This is a genomic window from Kibdelosporangium persicum (genome assembly GCF_013280595.1).
GTDB lineage: Bacteria > Actinomycetota > Actinomycetes > Mycobacteriales > Pseudonocardiaceae > Kibdelosporangium > Kibdelosporangium persicum.
In genome coordinates this window covers 37,304-61,702 of the sequence record NZ_JAAATY010000020.1, presented here as the reverse complement: position 1 = coordinate 61,702, position 24,399 = coordinate 37,304, and the positions used below count along the sequence as shown (strand labels likewise).

The following is a 24,399-nucleotide window of genomic DNA, read 5'->3' as shown; positions in this document are numbered from 1 at the left end:
TACCTTAAGGGGACTCTTGGGCTGGGGTGTCATACTTCGCGCCTAGCTCACGCTCGATGCGCTCGTTCTCCGCTCTCTCGGCTTCCTCACGCGCCTTGTCGCGCTTGTCCACGCGACGAACCGCCCAGATGGTCACGAGGAACGCGACTGCGGTCAACGGATAGCCCATGGCGATACGCGCGATACCGAGCAACGTGGTCTCGTCGGCGTTGTAGAGCCACTGCTGCACGATGAGCCGTGCGGCGAAGACGAGCGTCCACGCCGCGGTCGCGATGTCGTAGTAACGCCGCGACTTCGGGTCCTTGCGCCAGCCCAAGCCGTGCCCGTTGAGCGTCGACCAGATCACGCCGACCAGCGGCCACCGCACGAACATCGAGATCAGGAACGCCGTGCCGAACGCGCCGGAGACCCAGATGCCGTACAGGAAGAAGCCCTTGGCCTCGCCGACCCGGTAGGCGATGAACGCCGCGATGGCCACGCCGAAGATGCCCGACACCGCGGGCATCAACGGTTCCTTGCGGATGATCCGGACCACGGCGATCAGCACGGCCACGCCGACCGCGCTCCAGATCGCCGGGCCCATGCTGGTGGCCCAGTTGACGATCACGAAGACCGCGACCGGGATGGAGGCCGAGATGAACCCGACCATCCCGCCCATCTGCTCCCAGAGCGTCGGCATCGGCTTCTCGGCGTCGTCGGCGCGCGCGGTCCGCGGGTCGGCCGGCTTGGCCGGCGTCTCATCAGTCATGTAGTCGTCTGCAGCTCGTAGTAGGGGTTGTAGAGGACCTTGCGGCCGTCCCGCACCGCGATCCGGCCTTTCGCCTTCACCGTCCTGCCCGGCTCGATGCCGGGAATCCGCCGTCGGCCGAGCCAGACTAATGTCACACCCTCGGTCCCGTCGAACAGCTCCGCCTCCAGCGTGGCGACCGCGTCACCCGGTGAGAGCTCGACGCTGCGCAGCCGGCCGAGCACCGTGACCTCCTGGCCGGAGCGGCAGTCACACGCCTTGACCGCGCCGCTGGCCTCCACGCTCCTGGACAGGTCATCGGCGTCCAGCTCTTCGACGTCACTGGTCAGTTTGCGGACAAGACGGCGCCAATATCCGTCCCCCTTGTCGACACCCATGCCTGCTCCTCGATGGTGGGATCGGCCCCGAATCCGACCCGTGCACAATCAAGCGTAACCGTGGGCAGGAGGCCAGAACCGTGTCAGTACACCAACGCGAGGTGGCGGTCGGGCGTTCCCGCCCGGACACGATTCAGACGGCTGTCCTTCTGCCAGGTACCGCCTCGGATGAGGTCTTTGTCCGTTCGGTGTTCGAAGGTCCGCTTCGGGCCTTGGGCATCCGGTTGGTCGCGCCTCCGCCACAGCCGGGAAAAGCCCTGGCCGAGGCGTACATGCAGGCACTCGACGCGGCCGCCGCCGAACCGGTTCTGGCCGGCGGGATCTCCCTGGGCGCGCACCTCGCCGCGGAATGGGCACTCCGAAACCCGGAACGGTGTGCCGGCCTGCTGCTCGCGCTGCCCGCGTGGAACGGGTCACCCGCGGATGCGCCCGCTGCCGTGTCGGCGCGGGTCAGCGCCCAAGCCGTCCGCGAGCACGGTGTGGACGTCACGCTCGCGGCCGTGGACGCCGACTCGTGGCTGGTCACCGAGTTGGACCGGGCGTGGCGGCGCGCCGGGCCTGGCCTGGCGGACTCGCTGGACGTCGCCGCGACGCGGCCCGCTCCGGAACTGGCCGACTTGGCGCGGCTCTCCGTACCGGCCGGGATCGCCACGTGTTCTGACGACCCCGTTCACCCCATCGAGGTCGCGGACCGATGGGCGTCGACGATCCCCCACGCGCGGCTGTGCACAACGACATTGCGAGCGCTGGGCGAGGACCGTGAGTCGCTGGGCCGAGCGGCGGTTCTGGCGTGGCTCAGGGCCGGTGGCTTCACGCGTTCGGAGCAGTCGCCCTGACCGGCGTTGCTCCGAATCGGCGAATCCCCGGTGTCGAAGAGTGGTAATCACAGACAGGTCTTGTCCGGCCACAGTGCGTTGCGTAAGCGTTCGGCGCCGTGAGCATCTATCTGAGCGGCGCCTTCTGGATCATCGGCGCCGGAGTGGCGGCGGCACTGGTCGCCGTCCTCATCCATCGCATCCCCGCGACCGTCGGCCTGCGGGGCAACAACGAGGTCGCCGGTCCGGTGTTCACGATCGTCGCCGGGTTGCACGCGGTGCTGCTGGGGTTCGTGCTGATCTCGTTGTTCGACCGGGTGAGCACGGCCCAGCAGGAATCCCAGCGCGAAGCCAACAACCTCGTCGCCGTGTCGTGGGCGGCCGACGCGCTGCAGGAACCCGTCGGCTCGAAGGTCCGGGAGATCACCGCGGCCTACTCCGACACGGTCGTGCGCCAGGAATGGCCGCAGATGAGCGACCGCGGCAAAGTGGACAGCACGGCGGGCTGGCAGCAGCTCGAACAGTTGCGTGACACCATCGCCGCCGCACCCACCACACCGGACGACTCGTGGCGGGAGAGCCGGAAAGCCACGGCCACGGACCAGTTGTGGCAGGTCTACGAAGCCAGGCAGGCCCGGCTCGACGCGGCCGCGGGCGGCGGCGTGAGCACCGTGGTGTGGTTCGCGCTGATCCTCGGCAGCTTGATGGTGATGGGCCTGATCTACTTGCACGGCGGCCCGAAAGTGCTGTCACACGCGTTGATCACCGGCACCCTGGCCGCGGCGATCACGCTGCTGCTGTTCGCGATCTACCAGTTGCAGAACCCGTTCAGCGGCGGGGCGGCGATCGGGCCGGAGGCGTTCACCGCCGTGCTGGACCGGTTGAGCTGATGCGCCTGCCCAGCCTGGCGTTGACCGTCTCGTTCCTGGTGGCGAGCGGACTGGTCGGCTCCGCCCACGCCGCCGACGGCGCGTGCGAGGCCTTCGAGGTGTACACGCCGAAACACGGCTCGATGTCCACATTGGTCAGGCTGGTGCTGCCGGCAGGCAGCGGCACCGAGTTGCGCAAGTTCCCCAGCCAGCTGAACGCCATCGGCTACTCGGCGAGCCAGAACCTGCTGTACGGCGTGTCGACCCGATCCCGTGTGGTGACGCTCGACCGCGGTGGAACGGCCGTCGACCGCGGCAAGGTGCACGGCATCGGGGACGCGACCGCGGGCGCCATCTCGGGGTCGACGCTGTTCCTGCGGGACGGACCGAAACTGGTTTCCCTGAACATCGATCCCGCCAGCCCGGCGTACTTGAAAGTCACCAGGACCAAGTGGCTGTCCTGGCTCGCTGCCGTCGACGACTGGGATTTCGGCTCGGACGCCATGCTGTACGGGGTGACGAGCCATGGCCTCGTCGTGAGCGTCGATCCGCTCAGCGGGAAGGTGCGTGTGCTCGGCAGGCCGCATGCTCTGCCGTTCGGGACGTACGGCGCGGTGCTGATGGCTCCGGGACGAATCCTGTACGCGATCAACAACCGGTCGAACGGCAAGAGCCGGTTGTACCGGATTCCCTTGAACGCACTGCGGAGTGCTTCGGAGGTGGCCTCCTTCCCGCCCGCCGACTCGACGGACGCGGCCGGATGCCTGACGCCACCACCGGTTGCCGAGCCTCCCGCGCCTCCGCCTCCCCCGGTGCCGCCGCCTCCTTCTTCGCCGCGGCCCGCTCCGCCCCAGCCTCCCGCTTCACAGCCCGCTCTGCCACCGTCACCACCACCACCATCATCACCAGCACCACCGCTATCACCACCGCCGGTGACTCCGACGCCCACAACGACGCGTCCTCCCGCACAGCAGGTGGTTCAGCTTCCGGCTCCGCCGCCGCCCGCTCCGCCCGCGTACCGGCCACGCAAGGATCCGCCTCCTTCGGCGAAACCCGTTGCGGCGCTGAAGAAACCCGACACGGAGAAGAAACGGCGCTGGGCCGTGGTGACCCTGGTGCTGTTGCTCGGCGCCAGTGCCGCGGCCGCGACCGTCGCCCGGCACCGCTGACAGGCGAATGCGCGCCGAGCTCTGCTCGGCGCGCATTCGACGCGGTCCTGATGTGCCACGGGGCCTGCGGCGCTAGCCTCCCTGTGCCTCGATGTGTTGCGCGATCTCCGGAGGGAGCTCGATCGGCAACGGCAGGCCGACCGGCATGGGCTGCGTGCCACGGACGACGACCGCACCCCGGATGAGTGACCGGAGGCCGTGTGCCGCCTGCGCGGACTGGTCCGGCGGTCCGGCCACGACGCCACGCAGCATCCACCTCGGCCCGTTCACGCCGATGAACCGCAGGGCCATCTGGTTCAGCGTGGCCATCAGTTCCTGGCCCCACTCGCCCGTCGCACTGCGCACCTGGGCGCCGTTGGCCTTCAGTTCGTTGGCAAGGTCGCCGCAGACCTGTTCCCACAGGCCGCCCGACTTCGGCGCGGCGTACGCGGTGACGGTCATCTGGCCGCTGGGCGTCATGATGTGGACCGCCTTCACCACACCCGGCTGCTCCATCTCGACCTGCAACTGGGAGCCGTCGGGCACGGGCAGCAGCACCGAGCCGAGGTCCAGCCGCGGCAGACCGTCGTCCGGTGGCTCCTCGTCGAACGGACCGGACATCGACGCCAGATCGCCTTGTATGGGCTCGTAATCCTCGCCCGCGTCGTCGGGACCGTCCTCGAACTCGCCTTCGAACTCGTCGTCGTACCGCTCGACGGGTTCTTCGTCGCGTTTGGCCCGGCGTCGTCCGAAAAGTGCCACTACTCCTCCGTCTTCCCGCGAGTGCTCGCGAGAACCGCATGCCCACCGGTCGACCCGTACCCGCCCGCGCCGCGCGCCGAGTCGCCCAGATCCTCCACCTCTTGGAATACCGCATGTTCGACGCGCTGCACGACCAGCTGAGCGATCCGGTCGCCGCGGCGCAGCCTGATCGGCTCGCGCGGATCGTGGTTGATCAGGCAGACCTTGATCTCACCCCGGTAGCCCGCGTCGATCGTGCCCGGCGTGTTCACCACGCTCAGCCCCACCCGGGCGGCCAGACCGGACCGCGGGTGCACGAAGGCCGCGTAGCCCTCGGGCAGCGCGATCGCCACCCCGGTCGCGACGATCGCCCGTTCGCCGGGCGCGATGTCCACGTCCGACGTGGTCACCAGATCGGCGCCGGCGTCGCCCGGCCGGGCGTAGGACGGGATGGGGACACCCGGGTCGAGCCGGGAAATCAGGACCTGCACGCTGGGCACGAGCGGCGAGACTACCCTGGTGTCGTGCCGGACACCTCCCACGCCCATTCCGAACGGCTCTCCGTCTCCTGGTGGAGCTGGCCGTTGCCGATGATCGGCGCGGCCCTGATGGCCGCCACCATCCATCTGGGTCACGAGGGAATCCGGTCGTGGCTGCCGTACGTCGTGCTGCTGCCGCTGATGGCGTTCCTGCTGTTCTGGGCCGGTCGGGCCAAGGTCAGGGTCGCCGACGGCCGGCTGTGGGTCGGTGACGCGCACCTTCCGCTGGAGTACGTCGGCGAGGTCGAGGTGCTCACCGCGGACGACAAGCGCCGGGCGCTGGGCCGTGACCTGGACCCGGCCGCGTTCGTGCTGCATCGCGGCTGGATCCCGACGGCGCTGCGGGTTCATCTCACCGACCCGGACGACCCCACCCCGTACTGGATCTTCAGCACCCGTTCCCCCGGGAAACTCGCGGCCCTGCTGAGGCAGGACGCCACCCGGACCGCAGTCCAGGACACCTCAGTACGGCCACAGCCGGGTACCTGACCGCGCGGCCAGGTACCCGCATCGGATATCTCTTCTGCTGCCGGCGCTCACATCAGGCGCAGTCGCGGCAGACGTAGAGGCCGTCGCGCTCCTCGGCCAGCCTGCTGCGGTGGTGGACCAGGAAGCAGTGCGAGCACGTGAACTCGTCCGCCTGCTTCGGGATCACCTTGACAGTCAGGTCCTCGCCGGACAGGCCGGACAGGTCGGCACCGGGGAGCTCGAAGTTCTCAGCGGTATCCGACTCGTCGACGTCGACAACACCGGACTGCGTCTCGTTGCGGCGCGCCTTCAACTCCTCGAGGGAGTCCTCGGCGAGGTCGTCGGCCTCGCTCCGGCGAGGAGCGTCGTAGTCGGTCGCCATCGTGTTTCACCCCTGCGGTCAAATCATCACCATGCACTCGTGCCGCTGGACAACGCTCCAGGGCCCGCTTTTGTGCCCGCCATTGGAGTGACGGACGTCTCGCCTGGTCGCGTAGGGATTCTTGGCCAACCGAATCGATTCGGCCCGGAGTCTCCGGCGACCGGAGCGCGCAGAGGGTAGCCCATCTCACGCCCATTCAGTCAACGCATCACCCATCCGGGTGTGTTCCCCGGCGACCGGACCCCCGATCCAGGTGGACACGCCCGGTCCGGTTCAGCCCGATGCACCGCAGCTCGGCGAGGAGCCGGCATCACCATCGAACGGACTTGCCGCAGGCGCTCACTCATGGTCGGATACCTGCGATGTCTCACTGTCCGCGACCAACACGTCGCATCGGGCGATCACTACGGCTCGTACTCGCCCCGATGCCCGTGGTCCGGCGGAAACGCCTAGGCTGATCAGCAGCAACAAAAGTCAACAGCCAGTCGACAGATACAGCAGGGGAATCTGGCCGGCATTGGAGGGCGGGCACACGTGACGGCGGGGAGCTTCAACGGGGGTGAGCGGCCCCCCAGATATCGCAGGCGGCGGCCGCTTCCTGCGCTGATCATGCTGGTGTTACTCGGTTTGGTGGCGGCCGTCGTCTGGCTCAACGTGATCGACGAGGAGCCGGCGGCCCAGGGTGTGCGCTGTGATCCGGGCGCGCCCGCGACGGCGGCGTCCGGCGAGTCCGCGCCGCCACCGGCGCCCGAACCCGGTCAGCACGTGGATCAGACGGGCCTTGACCAGATTTCGGCGGCGCCGCCGGACCAGGTCAGCGTGCGGGTGCTGAACGCGAGCACGCAGCGTGGCGAGGCCGCCCTGGTCTCGGAGAGCTTGAGACAGCTCGGTTTCCAGGTCGGGCAGCCGGACGACGACCCGATCTACCCGTCGCGGGACATGACCTGCCGCGGTCAGATCCGGTACGGGCAGCAGGGTGCGTCGGCCGCACGCACGCTGAGCCTGCTCGACCCGTGCATGGAGCTGATCAAGGACAACCGCCAGGACGCCTCGGTCGAGCTGGTCGTCGGGCAGAAGTTCGACGAACTGCCGGTCAGGCCGGAGACCCGGCAGATCCTGCGGACGCTGTCCGAGTGGGGCGCGCAGCACCCGCCGCAGACCGGTGGCCTGCAGTCGGCGGAGGGCGGCGCCGGCCCGCAGATCGACCCCGCGCTGATCGAAGCCGTCCGCCGAGCCCCCTGCTAGCCCCTCGTGAGTGTTTATCGGTGTTCTAACCCTGATAACCACTCACGAGGTATTACCTGGGGAAATGCCCGCTTCGCGGAGGAGTTGCCTGAGTGGGGCGGCGACGCCGGGCGCGGCGGCGAAGACGGCGTCGCCGAGGTCGCCCGTGCCGGGCAGTTCCACGACCGCGCCCGCCTCCTCGGCGATGAGTGATCCGGCGGCCCAGTCCCACGGGTTGAGACCCGCTTCGAAGTAGCCGTCGACCCATCCGGCGGCGACCATGCACAGGTCCAGCGCGGCCGAACCGGTGCGCCGGATGTCACGCACCCGCGGCAGGATTCGCCGGACGATCTCGGTCTGCCAGGCGCGCCGCTCCGGGCGGTAGGCGAACCCGGTGGCGACCAGCGTCAGCTCCAGCCGCTCGGCGGAACTGGCCCGCAGCGGGTTGTCGTCCAGGGTCGCGCCCGCGCCTCGCGCGGCGGACCACACACGGCCGCTGGCCGGCTCCACCACGGCTCCCGCCACCGTGATCCCGTCCGACTGGGCCGCGACGGACACGGAGTACCACGGGAAGCCGTAGAGGTAGTTCACGGTGCCGTCGATGGGATCGACCACCCAGCGAACCCCGTCGGCGGTGCGCGCACCGCCTTCCTCCTCGCCGAACACCGGCTCCCCGGGCCGCAGCTCGGCGAGCCGCTCCCGGATCAGCCGTTCGGCCGCGCGGTCGCCCGCGGTGACCGGATCGGTCGCGCTCGACTTGGTCTCGACGTCCCGTACCGCCGAACGCCGTGTCGTCTCGACCAGTTCGGCGGCCTCGGTCGCCACCCGGACGGCGACCTGGCGCAAGGTGTCCCGCAGATGGACCATGGGTACATCCGACCACATCGGTTATCGTCCCCCCATCACCTGGGAACTGAATCGAGAAGGAAGGACCACGGGGATGGCTGGCACCCGCGGCTTCGGGGTAGACATCGGCGGTTCCGGGATCAAGGGATGCGTGGTCGACCTTGAGGCCGGAAAGCTCCTCGGCGAGCGGGTCAGGACGAACACCCCACAGCCTTCGACACCGGACGCCATCGCCGACGTGGTCGCCAAGACCGTCGAGGAGTTCGACTGGCGTGGCCCGGTCGGCGTGACGCTGCCGACCGTGGTGAAGCACGGCAAGGCGCTCTCGGCGGCGAACATCAGCAAGAAATGGATCGGCACCGACGCGCACGCGTTGTTCGCCGAACGGCTCGGCAGGCAGCCGAACGAGATCGTGGTTCTCAACGACGCCGACGCCGCGGGTATGGCGGAAATCCGTTATGGATCGGATATCGACCGCTCCGGCGTGGTGGTGTTGCTGACTTTCGGCACCGGCATCGGCAGCGCGGTTTTCCTTGACGGCCAGCTCGTGCCGAACACCGAGTTCGGCCACCTCGAGGTCGACGGGCACGACGCGGAGACCAGGGCGGCGGCGTCGGTCAAGGAGGAGCACGACCTGTCGTGGGAGGAGTGGGCCAAGCGCGTCACCCGCTATCTGCGCAGGCTGGAGGACCTGATCTGGCCCGACCTGATCATCGCGGGCGGCGGCGTGAGCAAGAAGGCCGACAAGTGGCTGCCGTTGCTGGACGTGCGTACCAAGGTCGTGGCCGCGGAACTGCGCAACGACGCCGGCATTGTCGGCGCCGCGGTGGCGGCGGATATCGGCGTCCAGCACTGATTCCCGGGTTATTCGCGGCCGTAGGAACCGGCTGGATGCCCTTGTTGTGTCACCGCACTCGCCGGGCGTCGTTACAATGGAACGGTGCCTTCGGCGAAGCCCGGAGGCCCTCCCCGAACTCCCGGCAACTCGACCCCCGCCGTGTTGCCGTTGTCGACCGTTTCGAAAGGGCGTACGTGGCAGCCGCAGAGACCGCAACCCGACGCTCCCCGAGCACCGCGAGCGCGGCGAAGACGAAGACCGAAGCCGAGGAGACCGCGACGGCGGGCACCAAGGCCAAGTCATCGGCGGGTCGCAAGCCCGCCGCAGCCAAACCCCGCGCTGCCAAGAAGACCGCGACCAAGGCGCCGGCGGCGAAGGCGAGCCCGGCCACGGCCAAGAAGTCCGCCGACGGCGATCCCGACGAGCCCGGCGAGCTCGAGGACGTCCAGCTCGAGGACCTCGAGGACCTCGAAGCCGACGACGCCGACCTCGTCGTCGACGAGCCGGTGGTCGAGGAGCCGGACGAAGAGGAAGACGAGAAGCTTCCCAAGGACGCCAAGGAGGGCGGCGGCGACTTCGTCTGGGACGAGGAGGAGTCCGAGGCCCTCCGGCAGGCCCGCAAGGACGCCGAGCTCACCGCCTCGGCCGACTCGGTCCGCGCGTACCTCAAGCAGATCGGCAAGGTCGCGCTGCTCAACGCCGAGGAGGAGGTCGAACTCGCCAAGCGGATCGAGGCCGGTCTCTACGCGGCCGAGCGGGTGCGCAAGGCCGAGGAGGAGAGCGAGAAGCTCACCCCGCAGATGCGGCGTGACCTGCGCTGGATCGTGCGGGACGGCGAGCGCGCCAAGAACCACCTGCTCGAGGCCAACCTGCGACTGGTCGTCTCGCTGGCCAAGCGCTACACCGGCCGCGGCATGGCGTTCCTGGACCTGATCCAGGAGGGCAACCTCGGTCTGATCCGCGCGGTCGAGAAGTTCGACTACACCAAGGGCTACAAGTTCTCCACGTACGCCACCTGGTGGATCCGGCAGGCCATCACCCGCGCCATGGCCGACCAGGCCCGCACCATCCGTATCCCGGTGCACATGGTCGAGGTGATCAACAAGCTCGGCCGGATCCAGCGCGAGCTGCTGCAGGACCTCGGCCGCGAGCCGACGCCCGAAGAGCTCGCCAAGGAAATGGACATCACCCCGGAGAAGGTGCTGGAGATCCAGCAGTACGCCCGGGAGCCCATTTCGCTCGACCAGACCATCGGCGACGAGGGCGACAGCCAGCTCGGTGACTTCATCGAGGACTCCGAGGCCGTCGTCGCGGTCGACGCGGTCTCGTTCACGCTGCTGCAGGACCAGCTGCAGTCGGTGCTCGCCACGCTGTCCGAGCGCGAGGCGGGCGTCGTGCGGCTGCGCTTCGGCCTGACCGACGGTCAGCCCCGCACGCTGGACGAGATCGGCCAGGTCTACGGCGTGACCCGGGAGCGGATCCGGCAGATCGAGTCGAAGACCATGTCGAAGCTGCGCCACCCGTCGCGGTCCCAGGTTCTGCGGGACTACCTGGAGTGAGCTGACGTCGTTCGAGAGACAGCCCCTGGCCGCAAGCCGGGGGCTTCTTTTGTGCTTGACGGCTAACGTTGTTAGCCATATCGTGGAGCTAACAACGTTAGCCACTGGGGAGTCAGCATGTCGCACGTTCTCGCACCAGGTCGATTCACCGCTCAGCGCGCCGGGTGGGCCGTGCTCGCGGCGTTCCTCCTGGCGTTCCTCGCCTTCGAAGTCGTCAAGCACGGCGGCTGGTCGTGGGCGACCGCGCTCGCGCTGCTGATCGCTCCGGACCTGACGATGCTCATCGGCGCGAGCGAAGGCGGGAACGGCAAGCTGTCACCGAAGGCCGTGCCGTTCTACAACGCGATGCACTGGCCGTGGATCCCGCTGGCCCTTCTCGTCGGCTACAGCTTTTCCGACCTGGACTGGGTCCCGCTGTTCACCGCGGGCCTGGCCTGGCTGCTGCACATCGCGGTGGACCGGGCGTTCGGCTACGGCATGCGCGAGAAGGACGGAAGCAGGCGTGTCTGAGCGGACCGATCAGATCGTCGCCGAGGCACGGGCGCTGATCGAGGAAGGCGGCCCGGAGGCGCTGACGATGCGCGCACTGGCCGCCCGGCTCGACATCCGCGCGCCCTCGCTGTACAAGCACTTCCCCGACAAACTCGCCGTCGAGGCCCAGGTCATCGCCATCGCGTTCGGCGAACTGGCCGCGGAACTGGAGAAAACCGGCTCGCTGAGCGAACTGGCCGCCGCCTATCGCGCCTACGCGCTCGCTCATCCGCATCTGTACCGGCTGATGAACTCGGGGCCGCTCCCCCGCCACCTGCTGCCCGCCGGTGTGGAGGATCGTGCCGCGATGCCGCTCGTGCGCGCGGTCGGCGGCGACGAGCATCTGGCGCGGGCGATCTGGGCGTTCGCGCACGGAATGGTCATCCTCGAACTGGACCGCCGGTTCCCGGACGGCGCCGATCTCGACCGCGCATGGCGGACCGGGCTGGCCGTCTTCCGCGAGCCTGTTCAGCACTGACCTGGCCGGTTGAGTACGTTGTCCGGGTATCCGACAGCCAGTTGTGGAGGACATCGACGTGGCCAGCAAGCCAGAAATCGGGCCGATCACCGGCGAACCACCAGCCGACCTGCAGATCGAGGACATCACGGTCGGCGACGGCCCGGAGGCCCAGGCGGGACACACGGTCACCGTGCACTACGTCGGCGTCTCGCACTCGACCGGCAAGCAGTTCGACGCGTCGTGGGACCGTGGCGAGACGTTCCAGTTCCCGCTCGGCGGCGGCCGGGTCATCCAGGGCTGGGACCGTGGCGTGGCGGGCATGAAGGTCGGTGGCCGTCGCAAGCTGACCATCCCGCCGCATCTGGGCTACGGCGCCCGTGGCGCGGGTGCCGCGATCAAGCCGAACGAGACCCTGGTCTTCGTCGTCGACCTGCTCGGCGTGAACTAGGTCGCATCTCGGCGGGCTCGCGTCCCTGGGACGCCGAGCCCGCCGAAGACCTGACGAAGTAGGGCAAAACGGGTGATCGTCATCCGCCCGCCGCGACACACCGAGCACGCCGTGCATGCGGCCCGTCGAGTGCCCTGGCCGCCGCTTAACAGAAAGCGACGTTCATCACACCGGCCATTTCGCTGATCGTGCTCACCAGCACAAACGTGCGCTTCCGGCATGGTGCACGGCCCGGCCTGCATGCCCGCAAGATCCTCGCCGACATCACGGATGCGGGGCTGAGCTGGGCGAAAAGCCCGACCACCTGCGCGGGCGCGAAAACCGCTGATCACGGCCGCCGCCGGAGCAAGGGCTTTTACCACGTGACTCGACCGGGACACCACAAGATCCTGAATAGCGGGACAGCCACTACGGCAACCGGGCGAACCAATTGTTACGGCTGTCTCTCTCGGGCGCGGGAACACTGACGATCGCCAAAACGTCTGCAAGAGTAGAGGTAGCGAACATCGGGTATCCCGCCGGCAACCAACGCCAGGGAGACCAAGTGGTCGCAGCCTGACGAGGGCACCGACCACGGTGCCGGGACGGAGGGAGATTTACCATGAACACCACGCTCACCCGCCCCGAACTGACAGCCGCCGATCGCTGCGACCGCTGCGGGGCAGCCGCACAGGTTCGGGCGATCCTGCCCTCAGGAGGAGAACTGCTGTTCTGCGGTCACCACGCGCGTGAGCACGAGGCGCGCCTGAAGGAGTTGGAGGCAGAGCTGCAGAAGGGCTGAGACCACCAGCCACGACGTAGTCAAGGGGCGGGACTCACCGAGCGTGAGAGTCCCGCCCCTTCTGCGTGTCAGGGATGGATGGGCCCGGCAGCGAAACCGGCGTGCCGGAACGTGCGACTCAGGGTGCCGGAATGGTGGACACGGCGGTCACATGGTGCCCAGGACGGGCTCGAAGGCCAGTTCGGCGGCGCCGATGAGCTTCGCGTCCCCGCCGAGGACCGAAGGCACGATCCGGGTGCCGCCCACCGCGCGGCTCACCAGACTGCGGGTCCGGACCTCACGGCCCACGTCGGCGATCAGCGCCGCGGGCAACGACGTGAACAGGTCGCCGAGCACGACCAGCTCGGGACCGAGCATGTTGACCACGTTCACCAGGCCGAGCGCCAGCCAGTCCACCAGCTCGGCCAGCTGCTCCCGCGCCAGGGCGGAGTGCGCGGACAGCTCCTTCAACGCCGCCACGATCGCGCCGCGGGGTGAGCCCTCCGGCAGATCCAGGGCCCGGCACATGGCGGCCTCGCCGATCTCGGTCTCCCAGCAGCCGTGGCTCCCGCAGTAGCAGGGCCGGCCGCCGGGCTTGACCACCATGTGCCCGATTTCGCCGAAATAGCCGCTGGTTCCGCGCATCGGCGAGCCTTCGGAGATCACGCCGCCGCCGACGCCGAAGTCAGCCGACACGTAGACCGCGTCCGACGCGCCACGGGCGGCGCCGCGAACGTGCTCGGCCAGCGCGCCGAGTTCGGCGTCGTTCCCCAGCCGCACCGGCATGCCTAACCCCGTGGACAGCCACTCCCCCAACGGAACGTCTGTCCAGTGCAGGTTGGGTGCCTCGTGGACGAGCCCGTCCGAGCGTCGCACCACGCCCGGGACGGACACACCGACGGCCGCGGTCTCCACGGAGAGTTCGCCCACGAGCCAACGCGTCGAGTCGACGATGTGGGCGACGACCTCGTCCGGTTGACTGGCGCGGCCGTAGAGGTTCCAGCTGTTGCGGCCGAGGATCTGGCCACCCAGCCCGACGAGGGCGATGGCGACGCCTTCGACGCGGATGTCGATCGCGAGCACGACCGCCGCGTGCGGTTGGGGCAGGACGAGCAGCGAGGGGCGGCCGGCGCCGCTGCGCTGCAACGGTACCCGTTCCTCCACGACGCCGGCTTCGGCCAGGCCGTCCACCAGCGCCTTGATGGTGCTGCGGTTGAGTCCGAGCTCCGTGGTCAGCGCCGCACGGGTGCACGGCCCGTCGATGTGCAGGCGTCGCAACAGGGCTGTCCTGTTGTGCCTGCGTACCTCGTCGGGCCGAGCCCCCGCGATCGGCGAAGTAGTCACGGCGATCAGGACTTGGCAGCCGCCGCACGACGGCGGGACAGCGCGTCGACCGTCGCCGCCACCAGGAGCACGATGCCGGTGATGATGTTGATCTCCGCGGCGCCGTAGTTCAGCAGGCCCAGGCCGTTCTGCACGATCGCGATCACGGTGCCGCCGATCACCGCGTCGGTGATCCGGCCACGGCCGCCGAACAGCGAGGTACCACCGATGACCGCGGCGCCGACCGCGAACAGCAGCGTGTTCAGCGCACCGGCCTGCGGGTCGACCGAACCGACCTTCGACGAGTACACGATCGCGCCGATCGCGGCGAGCGCGGAGCTCACCACGAACACGCTGGCGCGGATCTTGGTCACGTTGATACCGGCGCGCCGGGCCGCCTCCGGGTTGCCGCCGACGGCGTAGATGTGCCTGCCGTACCGGGTGCGGTTGAGCACGTACAGGCCGATCACCATGATGGCCAGGACAATCGGAACGACGTACGGCACGCCCTCGATCACGATCGCGCTCTGCGAGCGGTTGATCGTGAAGATGTACGTTCCGACGATCGCGAGCACCGCGATCGCGGCGACCTTGGCCAGGGCGATCGGCGTCGGCTGGGTGACCAGCCCGCTGTTGAGCCGCTTGAAGTGCCGGCCGAGTGTGACGCCCGCGTACCCGGCGACGACGATCACGCAGAAGATCCAGCTGCCCATGATGCTCAGGTTGCTGTTGGCGACCGCGTTCAGCGTCGGCGACTCCGAGCTGATCGGCAGCGTGCCGCCCTGGCCGATCAGCTTGAGGATCACGCCCTGCCACGTGATGAACAGCGCCAGCGTCACCACGAACGACGGCATCCCGATCTTGGCGACCAGGAAGCCGGTGACACAGCCGATCGAGGCGCCGACGGAGATCGCCAGCAGCATCTCCAGCCACGCGTTGGCGGGCACACCGATCAGCGTGATCAGCAGCGCGACCAGCGCGAAGGCCGCACCAGCCCAGATGCGCATCAACAGGCCGAGGCCGAGGGCGACCACCAGCAGCGCGCAGAACACGTAGAACACCGTGCTGCCCATGCCGCCCAACAGGTTTCCGTCGCGCACCACGTGCAATGCCATGATCGCGGCACAGACGCCGGACGCCGTGCCGGCCGCCAGGTCGATCTCGCCGAGCAGCAGCACGAACACCAGGCCCATGGCGATGATCACGGTGCTCGCGCCCTGCTGGAACAGGTTCGCGATGTTGTTGAGCGACAGGAAGAACTCGGACTGCGTGGCGAAGTAGATCACCAGCACGACCAGGCCTGCCAAGGCGGGCAACGAGCCGAGCTCGCCGCCGCGCACCTTGGCGAAGTAGTCGCTGATCGCCTCGCTGGTCGTCTTCGAGGTGGTGTCGATCCCGAAGTCGGAGATCGCACCCGCGCGTTTGGCTTCCTCCGGCGCGCTGTGCGTGCCGGTGGCGGAAGGCTTCTCAGTCATTGCGTGGGGTCCAGTTCGTATCTCAGGTGGTCTCGTCAGATGGTCACGGTGTCGGGACGGGCGAGGCCCAGCTCACCGGACCGTCCGGCGGTGATCAGCTCGACCACCTGGGTGTTCGTCACTTCCTTCGTGGGCACCTGGGCCACCATCCGGCCGAGGTACAGCGTCGCGATCCGGTCGGCGACCTCGAACACGTCCGCCATGTTGTGGCTGATCAGCACCACGCCGAGGCCCTGCTCGGCCAGCCTGCGGACCAGGTCGAGCACCTGGCGGGTCTGTGCGACGCCCAGCGCGGCGGTCGGCTCGTCGAGCAGCACGACCTTGCTGTTCCACAGCACGGCTTTGGCGATCGCCACGGTCTGCCGCTGACCACCGGACAGCGACGCGACAGGGGTACGGACCGACTTGACCGTCCGGACCGACAGGGACGCGAGGGTCTCGCGCGCGGCCTTCTCCATCGCGGCCTCGTCGAGCATCCACCGCGAACCGCGCTCACGACCGAGGAACATGTTCTGCACGATGTCGAGGTTGTCGGCCAGCGCGAGATCCTGGTACACGACCTCGATACCCAGCTGCGCGGCGTCCTTCGGTCCGCGGATGTGCACCTCGTTGCCCTGGAATGTGACGGTTCCCGAGTCGTGACCGTAGATCCCGGCGATGCATTTGACCAAAGTGGACTTACCGGCACCGTTGTCACCGACCAGCGCGGTGACCTCTCCCGCTCGCACAGTGAAGTCCACGTCGTGCAGGACGTGGACCGGGCCGAAGCTCTTGTTGAGACCCTTGATCTCGAGGATCGGATCACTACTCATGGTGTGTTACTCCGTGATGGAACCGGGGCGGGTGCCAGTCGGGGGCAGGCACCCACCCCGGAGATTCGGGCGAACTAGGAGATGCCTGCGGCCGCGCACAGCGGCTGGACATCGCCGGTGCAGACCTCGGAGGCCTTGACGTAGCCAGCGGTGATGACGTCCTTGACGTTCGCCTTGGTGATCGTCTGCGGCGTCAGCAGAACGGACTTGACGTCGCGGCCGCCGACCGGGTCCTTCTCGGTCTGGGTGGCGATCGCGTCCGCGGCGGCGGTGTCACCCTTGGCCAGCGCGGCGGCCAGCTTGGCGGTGGCCTCGGCCTCTTCCTTGATCGGCTTGAAGACGGTCATGTACTGGTCGCCGCGCAGCACGGCCTGCAGGCCCGCCGGGGTGGCGTCCTGACCGGTGACCGGAACGCTCAGGCCGTTCTTCTTCAGCACGGTGATGACCGCGCCCGCGAGACCGTCGTTGGCCGCGACGACACCGTCGACCTTGCCGCCGTTCTGCGTCAGGATCTGCTCGAAGGTCTGGCCGCCCTTCTGGTTGTCCCAGTTGTCGATCGGCTGGGACTTGACCAGCTTGAGCGCGCCGCTGTCGTACAGCGGCTTGAGGACCTTCTGCTGACCGGCGTGGAACAGCGTGGCGTTGTTGTCCGTCGGCGCGCCCTCGATCTCGATGACCTGTGCGCCCTGCTTGCCCTTGAGGGCGTCGGCCATGGCCTGGCCCTGCAGCTCGCCGACCTTGGTGTTGTCGAACGAGACGTAGTACTTGGAGCTGCCACCCAGGTTGAGGCGGTCGTAGTCGATGACGGGGATGCCCGCGTTGGCGGCCTTCGTCGCGACGGTCTTGCCGAGGTCGCTGTTGATCGACGCGATCACCAGGACCTTGACGCCCTGGGTGATCATGCCGTCGGCGAGGCGGGTGAACGTGGCCGTGTCACCCTGGGCGTTCTGCACGTCGGCTTCCAGACCCTGGGCCTTCATGGCCTCCTGGAGCATCGGCTTGTCGAAGCCCTCCCACCGGGCGGAGGAGGCGGTTTCCGGCAGGATCACGCCGACCTTGATACCGCCGCCGGACTGAGCGGCCCCCGACGTGGTGCCACCGCCGCCTCCGGGCGCCGGTGCCTCGTTGGCCCCGCAAGCAGAGAGCACGAGGGCGACACCCGCACCCACGGCGGCGAGGGCAAGGGTCTTGCTACGCATTCGTCGTCCTTCCAGTGGGACTCGAAAATGTTGTGCGCCACAACATATGCCCGCCACCCAGGTGACTGGAAGCACACTGATTCGATTCAGACACTTTTCCGGGATACGAAGTGGCAACGACGACGTAACCGAAGGGCCTCAACGCCCTGAACAGTGACGACGCAATCACCAGCGGTGAGTGGCCGGACCTCGGGAAACGGACCAACTGGACACCGCGTGTCCCACTCCAGTGTCGAATTTGTTGCGTCGGACGGGTGTGACACACCAAATACCGTCAATCCGGGTTGCCCGCCAACAAACTAGCGCGGATGCCCGGATCTCGCCGTACGGCGGGCGAACGGCAAAAGTCCAGGTGAGCCTGCTTTTACCACGGCGCTGGCAGTCATGCGGGAAGCGGAGCCGGACTGAGCCGCAACAAACTCACCAGGAGCGGAGGGTCGCGATTCGTTCCTCGAGCTGTTCGACCGAGGCCATGGCGGTCGGCGGGCCGCCGCACTGGCGGCGTAGGTCGCCGTGGATGACGCCGTGCGGTTTGCCGGTGCGGTGGTGGAACATCGCGACCAGCGTGTTGAGTTCCCTGCGCAGGCCGTGCAGGCGTTCCTGCACCGTCTGGGGGCGGGTTTCGACGGGCGCGACCGGCTGGGCGGCTTGTTCGGCGTGTTTGCGGGAGCGGGAGGCCAGTTGCTTCTCCTGGCGCTGCTGCAACAAAGTCCGGACCTGCTCGGGGTCCAGCAGGCCGGGCAGGCCGAGGTAGTCCTGTTCCTCCTCGGAGCCGACGCCCGCCGCCGTGCCGAAGGACGAGCCTTCGTAGATCACCTGGTCCAGTTCGGCCGAGGCGCCCAGGGAGGTGAAGGCCTTCTCTTCCTCGCCGGGTTCGTCCTCGGTCCGGTTGGCCGCCGCCACCAGCTCGTCGTCCCAGCCGTCCTTCTCGCGGTGCGGCTTGCCGAGGACGTGGTCGCGCTGGGCCTCCATCTGGCTCGCGAGTTCCAGCAGCACGGGCACGCTGGGCAGGAACACGCTCGCGGTCTCGCCCTGCCGCCGGGCTCGCACGAAACGGCCGATCGCCTGGGCGAAGTAGAGCGGCGTGGAGGCGCTGGTCGCGTAGACGCCGACAGCCAGGCGCGGCACGTCGACGCCTTCGGACACCATCCGGACCGCCACGAGCCAGCGGTCGTCGGACTCCGCGAACTTCTTGATGTTCGCCGAGGCCTTCGGGTCGTCCGACAACACCACGGTCGGTTCGTCGCCGGTCGTGCGGTGCAGGATCTTGGCGTACTCACGGGCCGTGGTCTGGTCGGACGCGATCACGAGACCACCGGCGTCGGGCACGCCACCCGCGCGCAACTGCCGCAGCCGTACGTCCGCCGCGTTCAACACAGCTGGCATCCATTCGCCACTGGGATCCAGCGCGGTGCGCCACGCGCGTGCGGTTTGCTCCTGCGTCATCGGTTCGCCGAGGCGCGCGGTGAACTCGTCCCCCGCGCTCGTGCGCCAGGAGGCCTCACCGGAGTACGCCATGAAGATGACCGGACGGACCACGCCGTCGCGCAGAGCGTCGGAGTAGCCGTAGGTGTGGTCGGCGACGCTGCGCATGTGACCGGAGCCGTCAGGCTCGTAGTTGACGAACGGGATCGGCGAATCGTCGCTACGGAACGGCGTTCCCGTCAGCGCCAGGCGGCGGACCGCCGGGGTGAAGGCCTCGCGGATCGCGTCACCCCACGACTTCGCGTCGCCGCCGTGGTGGATCTCGTCCAGGATCACCAGGGTCTTGCGGTTCTCCGTGCGCACGCGGTGCAGCGTCGGGTGCGCCGCGACCTGGGCGTAGGTCACCGCCACACCCCGGTAGTCACGCGAGGTCTGGCCCTGGGTGTTGGTGAAGTTCGAGTCGATCGGGATGCCGAAGTTCGTCGCCGAGGCCGCCCACTGGTGCTTGAGGTGCTCGGTCGGCGCGACGATCGTGATCGCCTCGACCGTCCGGTCCGCCAGCAGTTCCAGGGCCAGCCGCAGGCCGAACACCGTTTTACCGGCACCCGGCGTCGCCACCGCGAGGAAGTCCTTCGGCCTGGCCGCCAGGTACTTCGTGATCGCGCGCCGCTGCCATGCACGCAGCGGGCGCTGGGCGGGCGGAGTGGGCTGAGCCGGGGGTGCGTAGTCGGGCGCTACCACGAAACTCTCGGCTCCTTTCTCGCACGAATGCCCTCAGGGCGTGTCCCGCCGGACTCGTTGAGGGCCTCCGCAGCCTACCTTCCGGCCGCCGCGCGTGCCGCGCGGTCACCGGTCGACAGGCGGGTCGAGTCGGCCAAATCACGATCCATGGACCATGCTTGGGACTGTCATGAGCGACCAGCATCCGCAGGCGGGCAACGGCGCGGCACCGCGCCGGGGCCCTGGCGGGCTGCTCAAGCGCACCTTGTCGCGGGCATGGGACGGCAGCATCTTCTCGGAGGCCGCGGAGGCGGCGTTCTGGCAGACGCTGTCGCTGCCGCCGCTGCTGCTCGGCCTGCTCGGCTCGCTCGGGTACGTCTCCGGCTGGTTCGGCCCGAACATCCTGGACCAGGCCCAGGACAGGATCGTAAGCTTCTCGTACACGATCTTCAGCGACAACGTGGTCAGGGACATCGTCACGCCGACGGTCGAGGACATCCTGCGCACCGGCCGCGGTGAGGTCGTCTCGATCGGCTTCCTGATCTCGCTGTGGGCCGGTTCGTCGGCGATGGCGTCGTTCGTCGACGCGATCACGTCCGCGCACGACCAGTACACCGTGCGCAACCCGGTGTGGCAGCGCATCTTCGCGCTGCTGCTGTACATGGTCAGCCTGGTCGGCCTGATCGTCGGGCTGCCGCTGCTGGCGCTGGGCCCGGACATCCTGCCGAACTTCTTCCCGTCGTCGTGGCGCGGACAGGTCGAGTTCTACGTCGACCTGTTGTACTACCCCACTCTCGGCATCCTCGCGCTGCTCGCGGTAACGACGTTGTACAAGCTCGCGTTACCGCGCAAACTGCCGTGGCACCGCGGTGTGCCCGGTGCCGTGCTCGCCGTCGCCGTGTTCATGCTCGCCAGCAGCCTGCTGCGGTTGTACATCTCGTGGATCACCACGACCGGCTACACGTACGGCGCGCTCGCCACGCCCATCGCCTTGCTACTGTTCACTTTCTTCATCGGCTTCGCGATCGTGCTCGGCGCGCACTTCAACGCCGCCATCCAGGAGTTGTGGCCCGCCAAGATGACCAGGCGTCAGCGGCGCCGGTGGCGGCGGCTGGAGATGGAGCGGGTGGCCGAGCACATCCGTTCGGACGGTTCGGCCAAGGGGAGTTCGTACGAGTTCGGCCGTCCGGAGTCATCCCCGCGGTCAACAAAAACTCATCCCTAGGGACGACTCGCAAGTCAGGCCATGGGTGCATGCTGATGAGCGAGTCCCTATGCCAGGCTCAGGGCCATCGCCCCAGGGGCACCGGGCGATGTGTTGCAGGAGCCTGCGCCGGCACGGGAGGGCAACCCTTGCCGGCCGCAGGCTCCCTCATTTTTCCTGAGGGGGACGATCCACCGTGTGGTTGCTGGCGCGATTGAGTCTCGCCAACCGGAGCCTGATCGGGCTGATCACGCTCGCGGTCATCGGGTTCGGCGCGTTCGCCGTGCCGTCGTTGAAACAACAGCTCTTTCCGTCTTTCCAGCCGCCGACGGCGGTGATCGTCGCGCCGTATCCCGGTGCGGCGCCGGACATCGTCGCGGCGCAGGTCACCGAGCCGATCGAAGGCAGCCTGCAGGGCGTCGAAGGGCTGGAGGAGGTCACTTCCGAGTCCGCCGAAGGCGTCGCGTCGATCGTGGCGCAGTTCAAGTTCGGCACGGACATGGACCGCGCGGTGGACCGCATGCAGCAGTCCATCAACCGGCTCGGCACGCAGTTGCCGCAGAACGTCCGTCCGACCGTGACCGCGGGCAGCACCGAGGACTTCCCGGCCGTGCTGCTCGCCGCGGGCACGACGGGTGATCAGCGCCAACTCGCGGACCGGCTGGCCGCCGAGACCGTGCCGGAGCTGAAGAAGATCAGCGGCGTACGGGACGTGCGCGTCACCGGCGCGGCCAACGAAACCGTCACCATCACCCTGGACTACGCCAAGCTCGCGGGCGCCGGTGTGCAGCCGGCCGCGCTGATCGGCGCGTTGCAGTCGGTGGGCAAGCCGGTTCCGGCGGGCGCGCTCACCGAGGGCGACCGGACGCTGACCGTCCAGGTCGGTGGACAGCTTGAATCCGTGGACGCGTTGCGGAACATGTACTTGTCCGGCGCACGCCAGCCGGTTCGGCTGGCGGATGTCGCGACGGTCGAACCGCAACTGGCGTCGGCGACTTCGGTGACGCGGACCAACGGCAAGCCGAGCCTGGGCATCGCGATCATGATGACGGCCGACGGCAACGCCGTCGAGATCTCCCATGCCGTGCGGGACAAGCTCGGCAGCCTCGGCCAGGCGGTCGGCGCGGACCTGACGGTGATCTTCGACCAGGGCCCGTACATCGAGGAGGCGGTCAACGGCCTGACCACCGAGGGCCTGCTCGGCCTGGTGTTCGCGGTCGTGGTGATCCTGCTGTTCCTGCTTTCCGTCCGGTCCACTTTGGTCACCGCGGTGTCCATCCCGTTGTCGGTCCTGGTGGCGCTGCTGGCGTTGTGGACCGGCGACCTGTCGCTGAACCTGTTGACGCTGGGGGCGCTGACGATCGCGGTCGGCCGGGTGGTCGACGACTCGATCGTGGTACTGGAGAACATAAAACGGCATTTGGCATACGGCGAAGGCAAGCAGCGCGCGGTGCTGGACGGTGTGCGTGAGGTCGCCGGCGCGGTGACCGCGTCCACTCTCACCACGGTCGCGGTGTTCCTGCCGATCGCGTTCGTCGGCGGTATCACCGGGCAGTTGTTCTCCCCGTTCGCGATCACGATCACGGTGGCGTTGCTGGCTTCCCTGCTCGTGTCGCTGACGATCGTGCCGGTGCTGGCGTACTGGTTCCTCAAGCCGCCCAAGGCAGGCGAGGACGCCGAAGCCATCCGCGAGCAGGCCGAGGCCAAGGAGCGCCGCAGTATCCTGCAGCGCTCGTACGTGCCGGTGATCCGGTTCGCCACCCGGCGCAGGCTGACCACGTTGCTGATCGCGTTGGTGATCCTCGGCGGCACGTTCGGCCTGCTGTCCAGGCTGGACACGAACTTCCTCGACGACTCCGGCTCGACGAGCATGAACATCAGCCAGAAACTGCCGCCGGGCAGCAGTATCGCCACGCGCGACGAGGCGGCCAAGAAGGTCGAGAGCGCGCTCGCGTCGGCCGGCGAGGTCGAGGCCTACCAGGTCACGATCGGCTCGGAGCCCGGATTCACCGGCCAGGTCTCCGCCGAGAGCCAGTTCCAGGTGACCGTGCGCAAAGGCACGGACATCAAGGCGCTGGAGGACCGGCTGCTCAAGCAGATCACCGCGCAGCCGGGCGTCGGCGAGATCAAAGTCGGTGCCGAGGCGAGCGGCTTCGGCAGCAACACGGTGACCGTCGACGTCAAGGCACCCACCGCGGAGGCGTTGCGGGCCGCGACCGAGCAGGTGCGTGCGAAGGTCGCGGGCGTGTCCGGCCTCTCCGAGGTCACCAGCGATCTCGCGGTCAGCGCGCCACGGGTGCAGATCGACGTGGACGAACGCGCCGCCGCGGCCGCCGGGCTCAGCACCGAGACCGTCGGACAGCTGACCAGCCAGGCGATCGCCGGGTTCCCGGTCGCGGAGGTGTCCATCGCGGGCGAGCGGCAGCAGCTCGTGCTGCGGTCCGGCGCACCGCCGAAGGACGTCGCCGCGATCAGGGCGCTGCCGGTGGTCACGCCGGCCGGTGTGGTGCCGCTGGAGCGGATCGCGAAGGTCGAGACGGTCGAGGGACCGGTGGTGATCAAGCGCAGCGACGCGGAACGCAGCGCGTCCGTCACCGCCAAGCCGGTCGGCAAGGACCTCGGCACGGTCAACACCGAACTGGACGCCGCGTTGAAGAGCCTGCGACTGGCAGGCGGCGCGACCTACACGATCGGCGGGGTGAGCGCGGACCAGCAGGAGGCGTTCGGTGACCTGGGCCTGGCGTTGCTCGCCGCGATCGTGATCGTGTTCTCGATCATGGTGGCCACCTTCCGCAGCTTCGTGCAGCCGCTGATCCTGCTGGTGTCCATCCCGTTCGCGGCGACCGGCGCGTTCGGCCTGCTGCTGGTCACCGGCACCGCGCTCGGGCTGCCCGCGATGATCGGGTTGCTGATGCTGGTGGGCATCGTGGTGACGAACGCGATCGTGCTGATCGACCTGATCAACCAGTACCGCGCGCAGGGCATGAGCATCCAGGACGCGGTGGTCGAAGGCGGCAGGCGCAGGCTGCGGCCGATCCTGATGACCGCGGCGGCGACGATCTTCGCGTTGGCGCCGATGGCGTTCGGCGTGACCGGCGAGGGCGCGTTCATCGGCAAGCCGCTCGCGCTGGTCGTGATCGGCGGCCTGATCAGCTCGACGCTGCTGACGCTGGTGCTGGTCCCGACGCTGTACACGATGGTCGAGCGGGTCAAGGAACGCTCCCGCGACAAGCGCGCCGCCAGGCGGGAGACCAGGATCGAGCGCCGGGTCCCGGCGGGCGTGGACTAGGCCGTGTATCAAAGCCCCGTTCGCGATAGCCGGGCCGGATGCGGCCCCTGGCGCCACTGCGGAAACGCCCAAAGACAACCAGTATTCGCGGCGTTCCCGCAGCGACGCCAGGAACCACCCCGATCCCGCCTCTCATCGAACGGGGACATCGATACACGGCCTAGAGAACCGCAGGGAAGGGCACCTTCACGCCCCGGCG

The 24,399-nt window shown here is 68.5% G+C and carries 24 protein-coding genes; 13 read left to right on the top strand and 11 right to left on the bottom strand.

Annotation, left to right across the window (positions count from 1 at the left end; translation table 11 throughout):
- Window positions 1-4 precede the first annotated feature (4 nt).
- Complete coding sequence (locus tag GC106_RS30105; protein ID WP_173137626.1) at window positions 5-748, bottom strand: DUF3159 domain-containing protein; 744 nt, start codon at window positions 746-748, stop codon at window positions 5-7.
- The gene (locus GC106_RS30100; RefSeq protein WP_173137624.1) at window positions 745-1,125 is read right to left on the bottom strand and encodes an OB-fold nucleic acid binding domain-containing protein; all 381 of its coding nucleotides are present in this window, start codon (window positions 1,123-1,125) and stop codon (window positions 745-747) included. The genes GC106_RS30105 and GC106_RS30100 overlap by 4 nt, the downstream gene beginning before the upstream one ends.
- Before the next feature lie 212 nt (window positions 1,126-1,337).
- Here GC106_RS30100 and GC106_RS30095 point away from each other — a divergent pair, with 212 nt between their 5' ends.
- The 3 genes from GC106_RS30095 to GC106_RS48955 all read left to right on the top strand — a co-directional run bounded on the left by GC106_RS30095 (window position 1,338) and on the right by GC106_RS48955 (window position 3,978).
- A complete protein-coding gene (locus GC106_RS30095; protein ID WP_246366991.1) occupies window positions 1,338-1,961 on the top strand; it encodes an alpha/beta fold hydrolase in 624 nt (207 codons plus the stop codon).
- Between the two features lie 98 nt (window positions 1,962-2,059).
- On the top strand, window positions 2,060-2,830 hold the full coding sequence (locus GC106_RS30090; protein ID WP_173137622.1) for a bestrophin-like domain: 771 nt from the start codon (window positions 2,060-2,062) through the stop codon (window positions 2,828-2,830).
- Window positions 2,830-3,978, top strand: coding sequence for a DUF6923 family protein (locus tag GC106_RS48955; protein ID WP_173137620.1), 1,149 nt, complete (start codon window positions 2,830-2,832; stop codon window positions 3,976-3,978). The genes GC106_RS30090 and GC106_RS48955 overlap by 1 nt, the downstream gene beginning before the upstream one ends.
- A gap of 72 nt (window positions 3,979-4,050) precedes the next feature.
- Here GC106_RS48955 and GC106_RS30080 read toward each other — a convergent pair whose 3' ends face one another.
- Together GC106_RS30080 and dut are read right to left on the bottom strand one after the other, a co-directional pair.
- Complete coding sequence (locus GC106_RS30080; protein ID WP_173137618.1) at window positions 4,051-4,719, bottom strand: DUF3710 domain-containing protein; 669 nt, start codon at window positions 4,717-4,719, stop codon at window positions 4,051-4,053.
- Complete coding sequence (dut, locus tag GC106_RS30075; RefSeq protein WP_173137616.1) at window positions 4,719-5,198, bottom strand: dUTP diphosphatase; 480 nt, start codon at window positions 5,196-5,198, stop codon at window positions 4,719-4,721. Before dut ends, GC106_RS30080 begins: the two co-directional genes overlap by 1 nt.
- Before the next feature lie 24 nt (window positions 5,199-5,222).
- Between dut and GC106_RS30070 the strand changes: the two genes are divergently transcribed.
- A complete protein-coding gene (locus GC106_RS30070; RefSeq protein WP_312872962.1) occupies window positions 5,223-5,726 on the top strand; it encodes a DUF3093 domain-containing protein in 504 nt (167 codons plus the stop codon).
- 52 nt (window positions 5,727-5,778) lie between these two features.
- On the opposite strand, the gene GC106_RS30065 is transcribed toward GC106_RS30070, so the two are convergent.
- Window positions 5,779-6,087, bottom strand: coding sequence for a DUF4193 domain-containing protein (locus GC106_RS30065; RefSeq protein ID WP_033391377.1), 309 nt, complete (start codon window positions 6,085-6,087; stop codon window positions 5,779-5,781).
- Window positions 6,088-6,621: 534 nt separating this feature from the next.
- Here GC106_RS30065 and cei point away from each other — a divergent pair.
- The gene (gene cei, locus GC106_RS30060) at window positions 6,622-7,332 is read left to right on the top strand and encodes an envelope integrity protein Cei (protein WP_312872960.1); all 711 of its coding nucleotides are present in this window, start codon (window positions 6,622-6,624) and stop codon (window positions 7,330-7,332) included.
- Window positions 7,333-7,374: 42 nt separating this feature from the next.
- On the opposite strand, the gene GC106_RS30055 is transcribed toward cei, so the two are convergent.
- Entirely contained in the window at window positions 7,375-8,178 is an 804-nt protein-coding gene (locus GC106_RS30055; RefSeq protein ID WP_173137612.1) for an inositol monophosphatase family protein, read from the bottom strand.
- Between the two features lie 73 nt (window positions 8,179-8,251).
- On the opposite strand from GC106_RS30055, the gene ppgK reads away from it, so the two are divergent.
- The 6 genes from ppgK (at window position 8,252) to GC106_RS30025 (ending at window position 12,774) form a co-directional block, all read left to right on the top strand.
- The gene (ppgK, locus tag GC106_RS30050) at window positions 8,252-9,013 is read left to right on the top strand and encodes a polyphosphate--glucose phosphotransferase (RefSeq protein ID WP_173137610.1); all 762 of its coding nucleotides are present in this window, start codon (window positions 8,252-8,254) and stop codon (window positions 9,011-9,013) included.
- Between the two features lie 176 nt (window positions 9,014-9,189).
- Window positions 9,190-10,554 (top strand): RNA polymerase sigma factor, encoded by a 1,365-nt coding sequence (locus tag GC106_RS30045; RefSeq protein ID WP_312872959.1) that lies wholly within the window; start codon window positions 9,190-9,192, stop codon window positions 10,552-10,554.
- Window positions 10,555-10,671: 117 nt separating this feature from the next.
- Window positions 10,672-11,064 carry a DUF4260 family protein gene (locus tag GC106_RS30040; RefSeq protein WP_173137606.1) on the top strand — a complete coding sequence of 131 codons (393 nt, stop codon included), beginning with the start codon at window positions 10,672-10,674 and terminating at the stop codon, window positions 11,062-11,064.
- Window positions 11,057-11,563, top strand: a complete 507-nt coding sequence (locus tag GC106_RS30035) for a TetR/AcrR family transcriptional regulator (protein WP_173137604.1) — start codon at window positions 11,057-11,059, stop codon at window positions 11,561-11,563. The genes GC106_RS30040 and GC106_RS30035 overlap by 8 nt, the downstream gene beginning before the upstream one ends.
- 58 nt (window positions 11,564-11,621) lie before the next feature.
- Window positions 11,622-11,993, top strand: coding sequence for an FKBP-type peptidyl-prolyl cis-trans isomerase (locus GC106_RS30030; RefSeq protein ID WP_312872958.1), 372 nt, complete (start codon window positions 11,622-11,624; stop codon window positions 11,991-11,993).
- Between the two features lie 601 nt (window positions 11,994-12,594).
- Entirely contained in the window at window positions 12,595-12,774 is a 180-nt protein-coding gene (locus GC106_RS30025; RefSeq protein ID WP_033391384.1) for a DUF7455 domain-containing protein, read from the top strand.
- Window positions 12,775-12,921: 147 nt separating this feature from the next.
- Here GC106_RS30025 and GC106_RS30020 read toward each other — a convergent pair whose 3' ends face one another.
- The 5 genes from GC106_RS30020 to GC106_RS30000 all read right to left on the bottom strand — a co-directional run bounded on the left by GC106_RS30020 (window position 12,922) and on the right by GC106_RS30000 (window position 19,728).
- Window positions 12,922-14,097 carry an ROK family transcriptional regulator gene (locus tag GC106_RS30020; protein WP_173137602.1) on the bottom strand — a complete coding sequence of 392 codons (1,176 nt, stop codon included), beginning with the start codon at window positions 14,095-14,097 and terminating at the stop codon, window positions 12,922-12,924.
- Between the two features lie 5 nt (window positions 14,098-14,102).
- Window positions 14,103-15,551, bottom strand: a complete 1,449-nt coding sequence (locus GC106_RS30015) for a sugar ABC transporter permease (protein ID WP_173137600.1) — start codon at window positions 15,549-15,551, stop codon at window positions 14,103-14,105.
- Between the two features lie 35 nt (window positions 15,552-15,586).
- Window positions 15,587-16,363: an ATP-binding cassette domain-containing protein gene (locus GC106_RS30010; protein WP_084432553.1), complete on the bottom strand. Its 777-nt coding sequence runs from the start codon at window positions 16,361-16,363 to the stop codon at window positions 15,587-15,589.
- Window positions 16,364-16,437: 74 nt separating this feature from the next.
- Window positions 16,438-17,562 (bottom strand): sugar ABC transporter substrate-binding protein, encoded by a 1,125-nt coding sequence (locus tag GC106_RS30005; RefSeq protein WP_173137598.1) that lies wholly within the window; start codon window positions 17,560-17,562, stop codon window positions 16,438-16,440.
- Window positions 17,563-17,982: 420 nt separating this feature from the next.
- Entirely contained in the window at window positions 17,983-19,728 is a 1,746-nt protein-coding gene (locus tag GC106_RS30000) for a DEAD/DEAH box helicase (RefSeq protein ID WP_173137596.1), read from the bottom strand.
- A 169-nt stretch (window positions 19,729-19,897) separates the two neighbouring features.
- Here GC106_RS30000 and GC106_RS29995 point away from each other — a divergent pair, with 169 nt between their 5' ends.
- Both GC106_RS29995 and GC106_RS29990 read left to right on the top strand, forming a co-directional pair.
- Window positions 19,898-20,932, top strand: a complete 1,035-nt coding sequence (locus tag GC106_RS29995) for a YihY/virulence factor BrkB family protein (protein ID WP_173137594.1) — start codon at window positions 19,898-19,900, stop codon at window positions 20,930-20,932.
- Window positions 20,933-21,107: 175 nt separating this feature from the next.
- Window positions 21,108-24,200, top strand: a complete 3,093-nt coding sequence (locus GC106_RS29990; protein WP_173137592.1) for an efflux RND transporter permease subunit — start codon at window positions 21,108-21,110, stop codon at window positions 24,198-24,200.
- The last annotated feature ends 199 nt before the right edge of the window (window positions 24,201-24,399 follow it).